The sequence below is a fragment of the Roseateles puraquae genome, from assembly GCF_002205845.1.
In the GTDB taxonomy this organism is placed as follows: domain Bacteria; phylum Pseudomonadota; class Gammaproteobacteria; order Burkholderiales; family Burkholderiaceae_C; genus Pelomonas; species Pelomonas puraquae.
In genome coordinates, this window is sequence record NZ_NISI01000005.1 from 168,184 (window position 1) to 184,316 (window position 16,133).

General features: G+C 68.9%; 15 protein-coding genes. 11 read left to right on the top strand and 4 right to left on the bottom strand.

The window, feature by feature from the left end:
* From galE to CDO81_RS13370, 3 genes are read right to left on the bottom strand one after another with little or no spacing between them, the layout of a single operon-like run.
* Positions 1-1,023 carry a UDP-glucose 4-epimerase GalE gene (gene galE, locus CDO81_RS13360; RefSeq protein WP_088484045.1) on the bottom strand — a complete coding sequence of 341 codons (1,023 nt, stop codon included), beginning with the start codon at positions 1,021-1,023 and terminating at the stop codon, positions 1-3.
* Positions 1,020-2,192: a porin family protein gene (locus CDO81_RS13365; RefSeq protein ID WP_088483718.1), complete on the bottom strand. Its 1,173-nt coding sequence runs from the start codon at positions 2,190-2,192 to the stop codon at positions 1,020-1,022. Before CDO81_RS13365 ends, galE begins: the two co-directional genes overlap by 4 nt.
* Before the next feature lie 52 nt (positions 2,193-2,244).
* Entirely contained in the window at positions 2,245-3,633 is a 1,389-nt protein-coding gene (locus tag CDO81_RS13370; RefSeq protein ID WP_088483719.1) for an undecaprenyl-phosphate glucose phosphotransferase, read from the bottom strand.
* 143 nt (positions 3,634-3,776) lie between these two features.
* Between CDO81_RS13370 and CDO81_RS13375 the strand changes: the two genes are divergently transcribed.
* From CDO81_RS13375 to clsB, 11 genes are all read left to right on the top strand, one after another.
* The gene (locus CDO81_RS13375) at positions 3,777-4,325 is read left to right on the top strand and encodes a hypothetical protein (RefSeq protein ID WP_144397239.1); all 549 of its coding nucleotides are present in this window, start codon (positions 3,777-3,779) and stop codon (positions 4,323-4,325) included.
* Positions 4,322-5,884: a ubiquinone biosynthesis regulatory protein kinase UbiB gene (ubiB, locus tag CDO81_RS13380; protein ID WP_088483721.1), complete on the top strand. Its 1,563-nt coding sequence runs from the start codon at positions 4,322-4,324 to the stop codon at positions 5,882-5,884. Before CDO81_RS13375 ends, ubiB begins: the two co-directional genes overlap by 4 nt.
* A 74-nt stretch (positions 5,885-5,958) precedes the next feature.
* The gene (locus CDO81_RS13385; protein ID WP_088483722.1) at positions 5,959-7,422 is read left to right on the top strand and encodes a high affinity choline transporter 1; all 1,464 of its coding nucleotides are present in this window, start codon (positions 5,959-5,961) and stop codon (positions 7,420-7,422) included.
* 220 nt (positions 7,423-7,642) lie between these two features.
* A complete protein-coding gene (locus CDO81_RS13390; RefSeq protein WP_088483723.1) occupies positions 7,643-7,969 on the top strand; it encodes an FmdB family zinc ribbon protein in 327 nt (108 codons plus the stop codon).
* A gap of 11 nt (positions 7,970-7,980) precedes the next feature.
* Positions 7,981-8,652, top strand: a complete 672-nt coding sequence (locus tag CDO81_RS13395; RefSeq protein WP_088483724.1) for a DUF502 domain-containing protein — start codon at positions 7,981-7,983, stop codon at positions 8,650-8,652.
* Between the two features lie 96 nt (positions 8,653-8,748).
* Positions 8,749-10,542, top strand: a complete 1,794-nt coding sequence (gene aspS, locus CDO81_RS13400) for an aspartate--tRNA ligase (RefSeq protein WP_088483725.1) — start codon at positions 8,749-8,751, stop codon at positions 10,540-10,542.
* 163 nt (positions 10,543-10,705) lie between these two features.
* The gene (locus CDO81_RS13405; protein WP_088484046.1) at positions 10,706-11,503 is read left to right on the top strand and encodes a CsgG/HfaB family protein; all 798 of its coding nucleotides are present in this window, start codon (positions 10,706-10,708) and stop codon (positions 11,501-11,503) included.
* An 88-nt stretch (positions 11,504-11,591) separates the two neighbouring features.
* Positions 11,592-12,374 carry an NPP1 family protein gene (locus tag CDO81_RS13410; RefSeq protein ID WP_088483726.1) on the top strand — a complete coding sequence of 261 codons (783 nt, stop codon included), beginning with the start codon at positions 11,592-11,594 and terminating at the stop codon, positions 12,372-12,374.
* Between the two features lie 38 nt (positions 12,375-12,412).
* Positions 12,413-12,883, top strand: coding sequence for a dihydroneopterin triphosphate diphosphatase (gene nudB / locus CDO81_RS13415; protein ID WP_088483727.1), 471 nt, complete (start codon positions 12,413-12,415; stop codon positions 12,881-12,883).
* Positions 12,880-13,671 (top strand): endonuclease/exonuclease/phosphatase family protein, encoded by a 792-nt coding sequence (locus CDO81_RS13420; RefSeq protein WP_088483728.1) that lies wholly within the window; start codon positions 12,880-12,882, stop codon positions 13,669-13,671. The genes nudB and CDO81_RS13420 overlap by 4 nt, the downstream gene beginning before the upstream one ends.
* A complete protein-coding gene (gene clsB / locus CDO81_RS13425) occupies positions 13,668-14,951 on the top strand; it encodes a cardiolipin synthase ClsB (RefSeq protein ID WP_088483729.1) in 1,284 nt (427 codons plus the stop codon). Before CDO81_RS13420 ends, clsB begins: the two co-directional genes overlap by 4 nt.
* Here clsB and CDO81_RS13430 read toward each other — a convergent pair.
* Positions 14,945-16,117, bottom strand: coding sequence for an alpha/beta hydrolase (locus tag CDO81_RS13430; RefSeq protein WP_088483730.1), 1,173 nt, complete (start codon positions 16,115-16,117; stop codon positions 14,945-14,947). The two genes, clsB and CDO81_RS13430, sit on opposite strands and share 7 nt — an antisense overlap.
* Between the last annotated feature and the right edge of the window lie 16 nt (positions 16,118-16,133).

Sequence of the window (16,133 nt, forward strand, 5' to 3'; positions counted from 1 at the left end):
TCAGGAGGGGTTGAAGCCAAGGGGATTGAGTTGCTGCCAGCGCCAGCTGTCCTCGCACATGCGGGCCAGGTCGAGTTTCGCTGTCCAGCCCAGTTGTTCGCGGGCGGCGGATGGGTCGGCCCAGCAGGCGGCCACGTCGCCGGGGCGGCGCGCGACGATCTCGTAGGGCACCGGGCGGCCGCTGGCCATTTCGTAGGCGCGCACGAGATCGAGCACGCTGTAGCCCTGGCCGGTGCCGAGGTTGACGGTCAGCGAGCCGGGCTGGCCGAGCAGGCGGTTCAGCGCTGCGACGTGGCCCTCGGCCAGGTCGGTCACGTGGATGTAGTCGCGCACGCCGGTGCCGTCGGGCGTGGGGTAGTCGCCCCCGAACACCGAGAGCTTCTCGCGCCGGCCCACGGCCACCTGGGCGACGTAGGGCATCAGGTTGTTGGGCGTGCCGCGCGGGTCTTCGCCGATGCGGCCGCTGTCATGCGCGCCCACCGGGTTGAAGTAGCGCAGGCAGGCGGTCTGCCAGGCCGGGTCACTCACGCCGAGGTCGCGCAGGATCTGCTCGCCCATCAGCTTGGTGGCGCCGTAGGGGTTGGTGGCCGACGTGGGGGCGTCTTCGCGCAGCGGCAGGGTCTCGGGGGCACCGTAGACCGTGGCGCTGGAGCTGAACACCATGCGCCTGCAGCCATGGCGCTGCATGGTCTCGCAGGTGTTGACGAGGCCGCCCAGGTTGTTGCGGTAGTAGGCCAGCGGCTGGGCCACCGATTCGCCCACGGCCTTGAAGGCGGCGAAGTGCACCACCGCGGCGGGCTGGTAGCGCGCGAACACGGCGTCCAGCGCGGCCGCGTCAGACACGTCGGCGCGCTCGAACTCGATGGGGGCGGCTGCCAGCTCGGCCAGGCGCTCCAGCACCACGGGCGAGCTGTTGGCGAAGTTGTCCACGCCCACGACGCGGTAGCCCGCCTGCTGCAGGGCCAGCCAGGTGTGGGAGGCGATGTAGCCGGCCGCGCCGGTCAGCAGGATGGTGTTCATCAGAAGAAGAGGGCCTGCCCGGTGCAGCCGTAGCTGCTGGCGGTGTACACGTACTGCAGCACGCTGCTGTCGCGGCTGGCGTGGTTGTACTGGCAGGCCAGGCTCAGGCCGCGCGAGTAGGCCCAGCGCAGGCCGATGCCTTGGGTGCGTTCGCTGTCGAAGCCGCCGTCGTCGCGCTCGCTGCGGCTGCCGGTGGCGGTGGCGTTGAAGCTGAGCTTGCCGGTCAGCGCGTAGACGCCGTTGAGCTGCCAGCTGGTGCCCACGCGGTTGACATTGGTGGTGCTCAGGAGAGTCTCCTGGCCGGTATCGCGCACCAGTTGCACGCCGAGGTTGATCTTGCCGGTGGGCTGCCACGTCCAGTTGACGGCCCCGGTGGTGCCATGGAAGTCGCGCAGCGGCCCGTTGACCGGGTCGTGGTGCACCCGGCTGGTGCTGATGCGGGTGAAGAGCTGGCTGCTGCCGCCGGTGGTCCAGTTGGCCGTCAGGTCGACGTCGTTGCGGCGGTAGTCGATGGTCTGGCTGCCGACCCGGAAGATCGAGATATAGATCGGGTAGCGCGGGTACTCGCCCTCGGTGCGCCGTGCCACGAGGCCCAGGCGCACATTGCCACCCGGTCGCGCATACGCGCCCAGGGTGGCGGTGTTCTGGGAGTAGACGAAGCGGTCGTACTGCTCGGCGGTGTAGTCGCGCGAGCGGTGGTTCAGGCCGGCCTCCAGCGAGTAACGCAAGTTGGCGCCGAGCCGGGCCACCGCATTGACTTCCCGGCTGCGCTCCAGGTTCTTCTGGGTCACGAGTTCGGCACCGTTGCCGAGGTTGAACTGCGCGAGCGAGCGGCTGGCTTGCGCGTTCAGCGTGCCGGAGAGATCGCCCACGGTCTCCCAGTCGAGCGCGCCGCGCAGGGAGTAGGCACTGTTGTTCAGCGTGCTGTTGTTGGCGTAGCGGTTGTCCTGCAGCGAGCCGTCGAAGCTCAGGCGCTGCCGGCCCAGGCGCGTGTTCAGCCCGGCGAGCAGGGCCGCCGTGGTGACGTTGTCGCTGTTGGTGGTGCCTTCCGGCAGCGCGGTGGCGCCGCCCACGCGGTAGACATTGGACACATGCGTCACGCCGACCGAGACGCCGGTGTAGAACGGCGCGGCGTCATCGGTCTGGGCCCTGGCGCCCGACGCAACCGCCATCAGGCACACGAGCGCTGCGACACGCGGGTGAGGGCGGGGGAGGCGGAGCAGCTCAGTACGCATGTCGGTCAAAAGCCACCAGCCTGACGGTGCGCAGGATGATCTGCAGGTCCAGGGCCAGCGACCAGTTGCGCAGGTATTCCAGATCGTATTCGACACGTGCCTTCATCTTGTCGATGGTGTCGGTCTCGCCGCGCAGGCCGTTGACCTGCGCCCAGCCCGTGATGCCCGGCTTGACCTTGTGGCGCACCATGTAGGCCTTGATGAGCTTGCGGTATTCCTCGTTGTGCGCGACCGCATGCGGGCGCGGGCCCACGATGCTCATGCGGCCTTGCAACACGTTGATGAACTGCGGCAGTTCATCCAGCGAGGTGCGGCGGATGAACGCGCCGAAGCGGGTGATGCGCGGGTCGCCCTTGGTGGCCTGCTTGACCACGCTGCCGTTGTCCAGCGAGCGCATCGAGCGGAACTTGTAGACGATGATCTCTTCGCCGTCCAGGCCGTTGCGGCGCTGCTTGAAGATGATGGGGCCGGGCGAGCTCAGCTTCACGCCGATCGCCACCGCCAGCAGCACGGGCGAGATCAGCACCAGGATGATTGAGGCCAGCACGATGTCGCTCAGGCGCTTCACCAGCTGGTTGGTGCCCGTGAACGGGGTTTCGCAGATGCCCACCACGGGCACGCCGTTCATGTCCTGCAGCCGGCCCTGGATGATGCTGATGCCGAACACGTCGGGCACGAAGAACAGGGAGGCGGTGGTGCCCTGCACCTGCTCCAGCAGCTGCACGATGCGCGGCTGCGAGCCCAGCGGCAGGGTGATGTAGACCTCGCGCACGCCGTTGTCCCGCACGAAGTCGCTCAGCTGCGCCAGGGTGCCGAGCAGGGCTGAACCTGCCTCCGGGTGGAGCCGGTCACGGCTGCGGTCGTCGAAATAGCCCAGGCAGATCACGCCCTGGGCTTCGCGCAGGGCTCTTGCCACCTTGTGGCCCAGCGGCCCGGCGCCCACGATGACCGCCGTGCGGCGGGCGCTCGGGTCGCTGGCACGCCACTTCTGGATGCGCCGCCCGATCTCGATGGCGGCGATCTGCGCGATCGGCGTGACGATGCTCCACCAGATCAGGACCTGGTCGTCGAAATAGTGCAGGCTGCTCGTGGCATAGCCGCACAGCATCAGGATGCCCAGCAGCACCAGCCAGGACGACAGCACGTCCACCAGCGCGCTGGCCGGATGGTCACCAAACCGGTTGCGCCCCGGGAAGGTCAGGGCGAACACCAGCAGGCACAGCGTCAGCGCCGGGCGCATGACCGGCTCTTCGAAGTGCCCGTTCACCAGCAGAAAGGTCAGGACGATGATGCCGGGCTCAAGAAAGGCGGCAATGAGGGACTCGACCGACTGCGGTGCGCTGTAGAACGTCCTCTTGTAGCTGCGGTCCTCAAACATCGTGGCGGGTCATTTGAGCCTCGGGCCCGCGGTGCGGAGCAGGGGCAGGGGCAGGGGAAACGAGGGGGGATTCTGTACCAACAATATTGGGGAACATGGTGACGACGTCCCTTGTTCAGGGTCCGCTGCCTACAATCTTGCGCATGTCTTCACCCTGGCCCCTGCCTCCCTTGCCGTCTCTGTCGCCGCTGCTGATGCCGGCCCTGCAGGACCGCCTCGTGCTGCTGATCAACCATGTGGTGTCGCGCGAGCCGATTGCCGCGCAGCGCCTGCGGCCCCTGGCGGGGCGGGGCCTGACGGTCCATCTGGCCGGCTGGCCGGGGCTGTTGCCGCCTGCGCCGGATTTGATACTGGGTGTGACAGCGGCCGGCCTGTTCGAGCGGCTGGAAGTGCCGCCGCCGGGCGCGGGGGGGCTGCGCGTGGAGATCGACGCCTCCAACCCGGCACGTCTGGCGCTGGGGGCCCTGAGCGGGGATGCCCCCTCGGTCAGCGTCCAGGGTGATGCCGCCTTCGCAGGCGAGATGCACTGGTTGATGGACAACCTGCGCTGGGACATCGAGGACGACCTGGCCGGCATCGTCGGCCCGATGCCGGCGCGCCAGCTGGCCCAGTTCGGGCGCGCGCTGCGCCGCAGCCTGTCGGGCGTGGCCGCCCGTTTTGCGACCGCCACGACCCCCGGCAGCGGCGCATGAGGTTCGTCTCGCGGCTGCTGTTCATCCTCTGGACGGTCTGGCGCTTCGGCCTGGATGACCTGGCGCTGTCGGGGCTGAGCCACCGGCGTTTCCAGATCCTGAGGCGCCTGACTCGCCTGGGGCGGCGCTGGCAGGAGCCGCGTGGCGTGCGCCTTCGCCTGGCGCTGGAAGGCCTGGGCCCCATCTTCGTGAAGTTTGGCCAGGTGCTGTCCACCCGGCGCGACCTGCTGCCCGAGGACGTGGCCCTGGAGCTGGCCAAGCTGCAGGACCGCGTGCCGCCTTTCCCGGCCGCGCTGTCTCGCGAGTTGGTGGAGCGTGCCTTCGGCCGGCCGCTGGAGGCGCTGTTTGCGACGTTTGATGCCGAGCCGGTGGCCAGCGCCAGCATCGCCCAGGTGCATTTCGCCACCCTGCAGGACGGCCGCGAAGTCGCCGTGAAGGTGCTGCGCCCAGGCATGCTGGACGTCATCGACGACGACCTGGCCCTGATGCGTCAGCTGGCGGTGTGGATCGAGCGCTTCTCCAGCGACGGCCGGCGCCTGAAGCCCCGCGAGGTGGTCGCCGAGTTCGACATCTACCTGCACGACGAACTCGACCTGGTGCGCGAGGCCGCCAACGCGGCCCAGCTGCGCCGCAACATGGACGGCTTGAACCTCGTCATGGTGCCCGAGATGCACTGGGACCTGTGCAGCCCGGCCGTCATCGTCATGGAGCGCATGAAGGGGGTGCCCATCTCCCAGCGCGCCGTGCTGGAGGAAGCGGGCATCGACATCAAGAAGCTGGCGCGCGACGGCGTGACCATCTTCTTCACCCAGGTCTTCCGCGACGGGTTCTTTCACGCCGACATGCACCCGGGCAACATCCAGGTGAGCCTGGCGCCCGAGACCTTTGGCCGCTACATCGCGCTGGACTTCGGCATCATCGGCACGCTGACCGAGGTGGACAAGGACTACCTCGCGCAGAACTTCATTGCCTTCTTCCAGCGCGACTACAAGCGTGTGGCCGAGCTCCACATCGCCTCGGGCTGGGTGCCGCCCGAGACCCGCGTGGATGCACTGGAGAGCGCTGTGCGGGCGGTGTGCGAGCCGCATTTCGACCGCCCGCTGAAGGACATCTCCCTCGGCCAGGTGCTGATGCGGCTGTTCCAGACCTCACGCCGCTTCAATGTCGAGATCCAGCCGCAGCTCGTGCTGCTGCAAAAGACGCTGCTCAACGTCGAGGGCCTGGGCCGCCAGCTCGACCCCGAGCTGGACCTCTGGGCCACGGCCAAGCCTTTCCTGGAGCGCTGGATGCAGGAGCAGGTGGGCTGGCCCGCCTTCAACCGCCAGATCATGAAAGAAGCGCCGCGCTTCGCCCAGCTCATTCCCGAACTGCCGCGCCTGCTGCACGACGCCCTGAAGCAGCAGGCCCGCCGCGGTGGCGACGATGAACTGCGCGCGCTGGTGCGCGAGTTGCGCAGCACCAACCGGCTGCTGTCCAGCCTGCTGTGGGGCGCTGGCGGCTTTGCGCTGGGCATCACCCTTGCTTGGCTTGCACTGCGCTTTCTGAATCTGGGCCTCTAGATCCTGGCCGGGCCGCAGGGCGGCGGGGCCTTCATAATCCGCGCCTAATTTTCCGGCCCCCTCGTCCTGACGCCATGAACACCACGCTGATCGTTTTCGTCGTGCTCTACCTGCTCGGCACGCTCGCCATCGGCGTCTGGGCCGGCACCCGGGTCAAGAACACCAGCGATTTCGCGGTGGCCGGCCGCAGCCTGCCGCTGATCATGGTCATCACGACCACCTTCGCGACCTGGTTTGGTGCCGAGACCGTGATGGGCATCCCGGCCAAGTTCGTGCAGGGCGGCCTGAACGCCATCATCGAAGACCCCTTCGGCGCCGGCCTGTGCCTGGTGCTGGTGGGTGCCTTCTTTGCCGCCAAGCTCTACCAGAAGAACCTGCTGACCATCGGCGACTTCTACCGCCAGCGCTACGGCAAGGGCGTCGAGATCTTCTGCTCCCTGGCCATCATCCTGAGCTACCTCGGCTGGGTGGCCGCACAGGTGACGGCCCTGGGCCTGGTGTTCAACATCCTGACCAACGGCGCCATGAGCCCGCAGACCGGCATGATCGTCGGCCTGCTGGCGGTGCTGATCTACGTGGTCATCGGCGGCTTCCTGGCCGTGGCCTGGACCGACTTCATCCAGATGATCGTGCTGGTCATCGGGCTGAGCGTCATCGCGGTGTTCTCGGCCGACCTCGCTGGCGGCGCCGGTGTGGTGCTGAACCTGGCGGCCTCCAAGGACCTGGGCAAGTTCCTGCCCGAACCCAGCTTCACGCAGATCGCGATGTTCCTGGGCGCGGCGCTGACCATGATGCTGGGCTCCATCCCGCAGCAGGACGTGTTCCAGCGCGTCATGTCCGCCAAGGACGCCAAGACCGCCCAGCGCGGCGCCATCATCGGCGGCTTCAGCTACATCGCCTTCGCCTTCGTGCCAATGTTCATCGTGCTGGCCGCCGTGGCCGTCATGGGCGACAAGGCGCTGGACCTGGCCCAGAACGACTACCAGCGCGTGCTGCCCACCTTCATCATGGGCCACATGCCGCTGCTGATGCAGATCCTCTTCTTCGGCGCGCTGCTGTCGGCCATCAAGAGCACCTCGTCGGCCACGCTGCTGGCGCCCACCACCAGCTTCGTCGAGAACATCCTGAAGCAGATCCGCCCCGGCATGAGCGACCGCCAGCAGCTGGTGGCCATGCGGGTGACGCTGGTCATCTTCGCGGCCTGCGTGCTGGCCTACTCCATCGCGCTGCAGGGCACGCCCATCTATGAAATGGTGAGCGCGGCCTACCAGGTGACGCTGGTGGCGGCGTTCGTGCCGCTGGTGTTCGGGCTGTACTGGTCGCGCGCCACGACCCAAGGCGCCATCTTCTCGATCTTTGCCGGCATCGCGGTCTGGGTGGCCTACTTCCCGCAGGTCACCACCTGGGGTGAGTTCTTTCCGGGCCAGCTGGCCGGCCTCATCGCGGCCCTGATCGGCATGCTGGTCGGCTCGCTGATGCCGCAGATCCTGACCAACCGCCACGAGCACGTCAGCCACCATCTGCAGCCGCATCCGTGAACTGTTGGCCCCCGGGCCAAGGCGTACCTTGGCCCGCCCCCCGAGGGGGCGGCGATGCTCGCGGCCTCTAGCCGCTCGCACATCGCCGGCCGGGCCGGCTTGGGGCGGCCCGGCGCTCGGCCCGATGACACGGGCGCGCCTCATTTGGGCTGCCGGGGCTTGAAGCCGGCCCGGTGGCCCTAAAATCGCGGGTTTTGCCCAACCCACCTTTTGCACCACCATGCCCATCTACGCCTATCGCTGCAGCGCCTGTGGCCATGCCAAGGACGTGCTGCAAAAGCTTTCTGATGCCCCGCTGACCACCTGCCCCGCCTGTGGCGCGGACGCCTTCGGCAAGCAGGTGACGGCCGCCGGCTTCCAGCTCAAGGGCTCCGGCTGGTATGTGACCGACTTCCGCGGCGGCAGCGGCGGAGCCGCCGCCGCCACAGGCGCGGCCGCCCCGGCGGCCAGTGCCGAGCCGGCCAAGTCGGAGTCCAGCACCAGCAGCGCGAGTGAGGCCTCCACCTCGTCGTCTACGCCCTGCGGCGGCTCCTGCGCTTGCCACTGAATCGGGTCGACGTGGGCGCTTCCCTTCGCAAATACCTCGTTGCCGGCCTGCTGGTCTGGCTGCCGCTGGCCATCACCGTGTGGGTGCTGGGCCAGGCCCTGGACGTCGTCAACGGCGTCTTTGGTTCCCTGCTGACGGCCCTGACCCTGGTGCTGCCGAGCTCCTGGCGCGAAGGGCTGCTCGGCCTGCAGCATGTGCCCGGCCTGGGTTTGGTCATCGTGGCCGGCGGCTTGCTGGCCACCGGCGTGTTCGTGGCCAACATCTTCGGCCAGTGGCTGCTGACGCAGTGGGACCGCCTGATGTCCCACATTCCCATCGTCAAGAGCATCTACAGCTCGGTCAAGCAGGTCTCGGACACCCTGTTCTCGAGCAGCGGCAATGCCTTCCGCGAGGCGGTGCTCGTGCAGTACCCGCGCGCCGGCAGCTGGACCATCGCCTTCGTGACCGGCACGCCCAGCGGCGAGGTGGCCTGCCACCTCGACGGCGAGCACACCAGCGTGTACGTGCCCACCACGCCCAACCCCACCTCCGGTTTCTTCCTCATCGTCCCCACGGCCGACATCCGGCCGCTGCAGATGTCGGTGGACGAGGCCTTGAAATACATCATCTCCATGGGCACGGTGGCGCCGCTGACCCAGCCCGACACGCCCTGCGCGCCGGCAGACGCGGGCCGAAATCCCTAGGGTTGGACGCCCCGGCCCGCGTCCAATCCTGAGAGCCGAACGAGCTCATCCGCGCCTCCTCAAAAACATCCCCCAAGAAGAATCCGGAGTAATTCCATGCGTACCTGCTATGCCGGCCAAGTCAGCGAGAAGCTGCTCGACCAGACCGTGACCCTGATGGGCTGGGCCCACCGTCGCCGTGACCACGGCGGCGTCATCTTCATCGACCTGCGCGACCGCGAAGGCCTCGTCCAGGTCGTCTGCGACCCCGACCGCCCTGACATGTTCAAGGTGGCGGAAGACGTGCGCAGCGAGTTCTGCCTGAAGATCGTCGGCAAGGTGCGCGCGCGCCCGGCCGGCACCGAGAACGCCAACCTCGTGTCCGGCAAGGTCGAGGTGCTGTGCCACGAGATCGAGGTGCTGAACCCGTCGGTGCCCATTCCCTTCCAGATCGACGAGGACAACCTCTCCGAGACGACCCGCCTCACGCACCGCGTGCTGGACCTGCGCCGCCCCTACATGCAGAACAACCTCATGCTGCGCTACAAGGTGGCGATGGAGGTGCGCAAGTTCCTGGATGAGCACGGCTTCGTCGACATCGAGACGCCCATGCTCACCAAGAGCACGCCCGAAGGCGCGCGCGACTACCTCGTGCCCAGCCGCGTGCATGACGGCCACTTCTTCGCGCTGCCGCAGTCGCCCCAGCTCTTCAAGCAGCTGCTGATGGTGGCGGGCTTCGACCGCTACTACCAGATCACCAAGTGCTTCCGCGACGAGGACCTGCGCGCTGACCGCCAGCCCGAGTTCACGCAGATCGATATCGAGACCTCCTTCCTGACCGAAGAAGAGATCCGCTCGATGTTCGAGGGCATGATCCGCCACGTCTTCCGCAAGACGATGAACGTCGAGCTGGGCGACTACCCGGTCATGAAGTACGCCGAGGCCATGCACCGCTTCGGTTCGGACAAGCCCGACCTGCGCGTGAAGCTCGAGTTCACCGAGCTGACCGACGCCATGACCACCGTCGACTTCAAGGTGTTCAGCGGCCCGGCCACCACGCCGGGCGGCCGTGTCGTGGCCCTGCGCGTGCCGGGTGGCGCCGCCATGAGCCGTGGCGAGATCGACGCCTACACCGAGTTCGTGAAGATCTACGGCGCCAAGGGCCTGGCCTGGATCAAGGTCAACGAAGTGGCCAAGGGCCGCGAAGGCCTGCAGTCGCCCATCGTCAAGAACCTGCACGACGAGGCCGTGGCCGAGGTGCTCAAGCGCACCGGCGCCCAGGACGGCGACCTACTGTTCTTCGGTGCCGACAAGGCCAAGATCGTCAACGACGCCATTGGCGCGCTGCGCCTGAAGATCGGCCACAGCGAGTTCGGCAAGGCAGCCGGCCTGTTCGACGACCGCTGGGCGCCGCTGTGGGTGGTCGACTTCCCGATGTTCGAGTTCGACGACGAAGCCAACCGCTGGAACGCCGTGCACCACCCGTTCACCGCGCCGAAGGACGGCCATGAAGACTTCATGACCACCGACCCCGGCAAGTGCGTGGCCAAGGCCTACGACATGGTGCTCAACGGCTGGGAGCTGGGCGGCGGCTCGGTGCGTATCCACCGCGCCGAAGTGCAGGCCAAGGTGTTCGACGCGCTGAACATCGGCCCGGAAGACCAGCGCATCAAGTTCGGCTTCCTGCTGGACGCACTGCAGTACGGCGCGCCCCCGCACGGCGGCCTGGCCTTCGGCCTGGATCGCCTGGTCACGCTGATGACCAAGGCCGAGTCCATCCGGGACGTGATCGCCTTCCCCAAGACCCAGCGTGCCCAGTGCCTGCTGACCGGCGCCCCGTCGCTGGTCGACGAGAAGCAGCTGCGCGAACTTCACATCCGCCTGCGCAACGTGCAGCCGGCCGCGCAGTAAACCGCCGCTGCCTGACGAGAACCCCGCTTCGGCGGGGTTTTTCGTTCTTGGAGGCCCCCACCCAGTCGAGGGTGAAACTCACGCCGCCCTGTCCCTTCTTCCGAGGTCAAGCGCGGCCGACGCCCGAGGCAGACTTCGGTCCGGTTTCACCGACATGACCCGCATGACCCTCCGCCCCCTCGCCCTCATCGGCCTTGCCGCCCTCCTCACCGCCTGCGGCAAATCGTCCACCTCGCTCGGCGAAGGCGGCTCCGTCATCAGCGGCTCGGCCGGCCCTGCAGGCGCGCACAAGGCCAGCCGTGAGCTGGTGAAGTGCGATGCGCCGGTGGCGACGATGGCCCTGGTCGAGAACCCCAATGGCTACAGCTATTCCAGCAGCTACCAGCTGCCCTCCAGCCCGGTGCCGCTGGTGCGTTTGCTGGCGCAGCAGAGCGGGTGCTTTCGCGTGGTGGACCGTGCCGCTGGCCTGAAGGCCACCGTGCGGGAGCAGGAGCTGAAGGAGGCGGGCATCCTGCGCCAGGAGGGCAACACGGTGCACAAGGGCAAGGGCTACGAGGCGCAGTACAGCCTCACCCCGAGCCTCACCTTCAGCGAGCAGGACGCCGGGCGCCAGATCGGCGGGCTGATGCAGGCCATTCCCTTCCTGAACAAGCTCGTCGGGGCGGCGGAGCATGTGAAGCTCAAGCAGGCCCAGGCCGCGCTGCTGCTGACCGACAACGAGACCACCGAGCAGATCGCCGCCGCCACCGGCTCGGTGGAAGTGGCCGACCTCGGCGTGGGCGGCGCCGTGGTGGGCAAGCTCGGCGGCGCGGCCGGCGCGGGGTGGAGCAACTCCAACGAAGGCAAGGTGATCGCGGCCGCCTTCCTGGACGCGCACAACCAGCTCGTCGCCCAGGTGCGCGAGCTGCAGGCCAAGGCCCTGCCGCCGCCAGTGGCCACGCGCAAGGCGCAAGGCGGCTGACCCTCGCGGCGCGGTCACGGCGCCGACACGCACTCGACACGCGGCGCTGCCAGAGTGCCGGCTGGTTTTGACCTTGCCGGAGACATCGATGAAGGCCTTCGCCGCGCTCACGCTGCCGTTGATTCTGGTTTCTGCCGCCCGTGGAGACGACTTTCCTCGCCTGGAAGAGGCGCTGCCTCGCACGGTCGACATCCGAAGCACCTACCCGGTGTTTGATTTCGACACCGATGGCTGCCTGCCCAGTGCCGGCATCGCCCGAGACGGCCGGCAAAACAGCGGCCTCAAGCCCACCGGCAGCATCACCGGCGGCTGCCGTGCTGGCAACTTTCTGGACCTCTCCAACACCCTGCACCGCCACGCCTGCCTGCGCAGCGGCACTGACACCTACTGCGGGCACTTCTACGCGCTGTACTTCCTGAAGGATCAGGCCACCGTGCTCGGCGGTGGTCACCGGCACGACTGGGAGCATGCGGCGGTCTGGACGAAGAACGGCGTGGTCACGCACGCCGGCTACAGCGCACACGGCAAGCTCTACAACGTCGAGGTGGCGCAGCTGCCCCCGCAGTACGGCCACGTCAAGATCGTCTATCACAAGGACGGCGTGACCACCCACGCGATGCGCATGGCCAAGGCCGGCGAGGTGGCCGAGAACGGCTACGGCCAGTTCGTCACGCCCACGATCATCAGCTGGTACGAGCTGCGCGGGGACGGCCTGACCAACGAGCAGATGCGCAACAAGCTCAATGCCTACGACTACGGTTCGGCCACCATCCCGCTGCGCGACAACAACTTCCTGACCAACCTGAACACCTACCGGCCTGCGGGCTACCCGGAGTTCACGGCGGCCAGTCTGGAGGCGTCCAAGCCCTGACGTCCTGCGGTGCCCGGGCGCGCGGCTATGCTTCCTGCATGACCGCCGCCAAGCCGTACAAGATTCCCGAATCGGTCCTCGTCGTCATCCACACGCCCGATCTGCAGGTGCTGCTGATCGAGCGGGCCGACCATCCGGGCTACTGGCAGAGCGTCACCGGCTCCAAGGACACGCCGGACGAGCCGCTGGCCACCACGGCCCGCCGCGAGGTGCTGGAGGAAACGGGCTTCGACATCGAGGCGGTCGGGGGCGAGCTGCGCGATTGGCAGCTGGCCAACGTCTACGAGATCTACCCGCACTGGCGCCACCGCTACGCGCCGGGCGTGACGCGCAACACCGAACACGTCTTCGGCCTACAGCTGCCCGCGCCCCTGGTGCCGACGCTGGCGCCGCGCGAGCACTTATCCTGGGTCTGGCTGCCCTGGCATGAGGCGGCCGATCGCTGCTTCTCGCCGTCCAACGCCGAAGCCGTACTGCAACTGTCCCGCTTCAGCCCCGTCCCGACATGAGATCCGTTGCCCGCCCGACGCCCCACGCCCCCGGCGACGTGTTGCGTGTGGCCACCTACAACATCCACAAGGGCGTGCGAGGCCTGGGCCCGGCCAAGCGGCTGGAGATCCACAACCTGCAGATGGGCGTGCAGGCGCTGGACGCCGACCTGGTGTGCTTGCAGGAGGTGCGGCTCTTCCACCACCGTGAGGCGGCCTTCTTCGACCACACCTGGTTCGGCTGGCCCGAGAAGGGCCAGGCCGAGTTCCTCGCGCCCGCGGGCTACGAGGTGGCCTACCGCACCAATGCCAAGACCAAGTACGGCGAGCACGGCAACGCGCTGCTGTCGCGCTGGCCGCTGGGCGACATCGGCCACCACGATGTGTCGGACCACGCCTTCGAGCAGCGCGGTCTGCTGCATGTGCCGGTGCAGTGGCGGGGCACGGTGGTGCACGTGGTGGTGGCGCATTTCGGGCTGATTCATTCGAGCCGCATGCGCCAGGTCGACCGGCTGGCAGCCTTCCTGCGCGAACACGTGCCGGCCGGCGCGCCAGCCTTGGTGGCGGGCGACTTCAACGACTGGGGCGAGCGCCTGGACGTGCCGATGCGCGCCCATGGCCTGCACCGCGCAGCGCCGCCGGTCGGCCGGCCGCGGGCGCCCACCTTCCCGTCGCGGTTGCCGGTGTTCTCGCTGGACCGCGTCTACACCGTCGGCCTGCGTTGCGTGGGCGTGCAGGTGCCGCGCGGCCCGAGCTGGGCGCGCATGTCCGACCACCTGCCGCTGCTGGTGGAGCTGGCGCTGGAATGAGGCGACTCGCGCTCCCGCGCCGGTTGCGGCGGCGCCGCCATGCGGCCCAGGACAGCGGCTTCACCGGCGGCAACGAGGTCGAGCTGCTGCGCGGCGGGGACCAGCTCTTCCCGCGCATGCAGGCGGCCATCCGCCACGCGCGCAATGAAGTCTGGCTGGCGACCTACATCTTCCACAGCGACGCCACCTCGATGGCCCTGGCCGATGCGCTCATCGCCGCCGACCGCCGCGGCGTGCGCGTGCGGCTGGTGATCGACGGCTTCGGCAGCAATGCCAGCCTGCGCGAACTGCAGGCGCGCTTTTCCGGCAGCGGCGTCGCGATGGCGGTGTTCCGGCCCATGGACCGCTGGTGGCGATGGCTGCAGCCCGGGCAGCTGCGGCGGCTGCACCAGAAGCTCTGCATGGTCGACAGCGAGGTGGCCTTCGTGGGGGGCATCAACGTCATCGACGACCGGTTCGACCTGCACCACGGCCGCACCGAGCAGCCGCGGCTGGATTTCGCGGTGGCGCTGCGGGGCGGCCTGGTCGACCTCGTCGGCCAGAGCGTGCGCGCCATCTGGTCGCGCGCCTGGCTGGGGCGCGACTTCGACGATGCGTTGCTTGACTACGTGCCGCTGCGCCGCCGCCTGGGCCTGTGGCTGACCCAGGTCTGGCGCGGCCCGCAGCGGCTGCGCCAGGACCTGGATGAGCCCGACCCGCGGCTGGCGCCCATGTGCGCGGCTTTCGTGCTGCGCGACAACCTGCGCCGCCGCCGCACCATCGAACACGCCTATGCCGACGCCATCAACGAGGCCCGCCGCAGCGTCGACATCATCTGCCCCTACTTCTACCCGGGCCAGCGCATCCGCCACGCGCTGCGCCGCGCGGCCGACCGCGGCGTGCGGGTGCGCCTGCTGCTGCAGGGCAAGCTCGACTACCGCATTGCCGGCTGGGCCGCACAGGCGCTGTATGCGGAGCTGCTGGGCCATGGTGTGGAAATCTATGAGTACACGCCGGCCTTCCTGCACGCCAAGGTGGCGGTGGTGGACGGCGTGTGGGCCACGGTGGGCAGCTCCAACATCGACCCGCTGTCCCTGCTGGTGAACCTGGAAGCCAACGTGGTGGTGCTGGACACCGCCTTCGCGGCTCATCTGGCGGGTGAGATCGACACGGCCATCGCGGTGTCGCAGCGGGTCAGCAAGGCCGGTGGCAGCGGGCTGCGCGCGATGCTGCGCCGCGCCGTGGTGGCCTGGTTTGCCTACGTCTTCCTGCGCGTGGCCGGGGCGGCGGGGCGCTACTGAGCGCTGCCGTAGAGGAAGTCCAGCATCGCCGGGACGCGGCGCGCCCAGCTGGCTTCGTCATGGCTGCCGCGGGGGTCTTCCACGAAGCGCAGCTGATCGGCCGGCCAGCCGCGGCGGCGCAGGGCCTGCTCCAGCGCCCGCGCGAGCTGCACGGCCTGCTCGCCTTCCTGGGCGCCCATGTCCACCCACAGCCGGGGGCGCGGCTGGGGCGAGGTGGCGGCCACGTCGCGCAGCACCCAGCCGTCGTCCCACCACACCGAGGGCGACACCACGAGCGCGCTGCCGAAGGTCTCGGGCCGGTGCAGGGCCAGCCACAGCGAAGCGATGCCGCCGAAGGACGAGCCGCCGATGGTGGTGTCCGCCGGGCCGGGGCGCGTGCGGAAGCGGGCGTCGATCTGCGGCTTGAGCTCCTCCGCCAGAAAGCGCCCGTACGCCGCCACGCCGCCGCCCTGGCGGTCGGTCGGCGGCCCCATGGGCGAGGGCGTGTAGTCCAGCGTGCGGGTGCCGGTGCTGGCCACGGCCACCACGATGAAGGCGCGCAGTCGACCCGCGAGCACGCCTTGCTGGGCGGCCTCGTCGACCTGCCATTCGGCGCCGGCGGCCTGGGCGTCGAACACGTTCTGGCCGTCATGTAGGTAGAGCACGGGGTAGCGTGCCTGCGGCTGCGCTTCGTAGCCGGGCGGCAGCCACACCTGAACCTCGCGGGGCCGCACGTGTTTCGAGGACACGGTGCCCAGCTGCTCGATGCGGCCGGTGCGCACGATGGGAGCGTCGCTCGCCGGCGGTCCGAAGGCTCGCGTCACGCGCACCTCGCCGCCGCTCAGCAGCACGGCATGGTTGCGGCCGGGCTCCCAGCCGTCGCTCATGTCCTGGCCGGCGCCGCGCTCGATGCGGAACTTGTAGGCCAGCGGCTGGCCGCCGGCGGCATCGTCAGGCAGGGTCAGCCGCAGGGTGTAGCGGCCGGCGCTGCCAGCCGGTGACGCCAGCAGCGGGCGGTCCCAGGACAGTGGCGCCGCACCGCCGCGCAGGCCGATGCGGTCTCGCGCGGGGTCGAAGCGGCCGGCAGCGATCTCGGCGCGCAGGTCGAGGTCGAAGACCAGGGTGGTGTCTGCCCACGCGGCGGCTGAGAAAGCGGCGGCGAGCAGGGCGGTGGCAAGGTGTCGCATGCGCGCAAGCCTACGC

Excerpts from the sequence above, each read along its gene's own strand:
- CDO81_RS13365 (WP_088483718.1), bottom strand. The coding sequence starts at position 2,192 with ATGGCGGTTGCGTCGGGCGCCAGGGCCCAGACCGATGACGCCGCGCCG.
- ubiB (WP_088483721.1), top strand. The coding sequence starts at position 4,322 with ATGAGGTTCGTCTCGCGGCTGCTGTTCATCCTCTGGACGGTCTGGCGC.
- CDO81_RS13390 (WP_088483723.1), top strand. The coding sequence starts at position 7,643 with ATGCCCATCTACGCCTATCGCTGCAGCGCCTGTGGCCATGCCAAGGAC.
- CDO81_RS13410 (WP_088483726.1), top strand. The coding sequence starts at position 11,592 with ATGAAGGCCTTCGCCGCGCTCACGCTGCCGTTGATTCTGGTTTCTGCC.
- CDO81_RS13430 (WP_088483730.1), bottom strand. The coding sequence starts at position 16,117 with ATGCGACACCTTGCCACCGCCCTGCTCGCCGCCGCTTTCTCAGCCGCC.
- CDO81_RS13405 (WP_088484046.1), top strand. The coding sequence starts at position 10,706 with ATGACCCTCCGCCCCCTCGCCCTCATCGGCCTTGCCGCCCTCCTCACC.
- CDO81_RS13385 (WP_088483722.1), top strand. The coding sequence starts at position 5,959 with ATGAACACCACGCTGATCGTTTTCGTCGTGCTCTACCTGCTCGGCACG.
- aspS (WP_088483725.1), top strand. The coding sequence starts at position 8,749 with ATGCGTACCTGCTATGCCGGCCAAGTCAGCGAGAAGCTGCTCGACCAG.
- CDO81_RS13420 (WP_088483728.1), top strand. The coding sequence starts at position 12,880 with ATGAGATCCGTTGCCCGCCCGACGCCCCACGCCCCCGGCGACGTGTTG.
- CDO81_RS13375 (WP_144397239.1), top strand. The coding sequence starts at position 3,777 with ATGTCTTCACCCTGGCCCCTGCCTCCCTTGCCGTCTCTGTCGCCGCTG.
- nudB (WP_088483727.1), top strand. The coding sequence starts at position 12,413 with ATGACCGCCGCCAAGCCGTACAAGATTCCCGAATCGGTCCTCGTCGTC.
- CDO81_RS13370 (WP_088483719.1), bottom strand. The coding sequence starts at position 3,633 with ATGTTTGAGGACCGCAGCTACAAGAGGACGTTCTACAGCGCACCGCAG.
- clsB (WP_088483729.1), top strand. The coding sequence starts at position 13,668 with ATGAGGCGACTCGCGCTCCCGCGCCGGTTGCGGCGGCGCCGCCATGCG.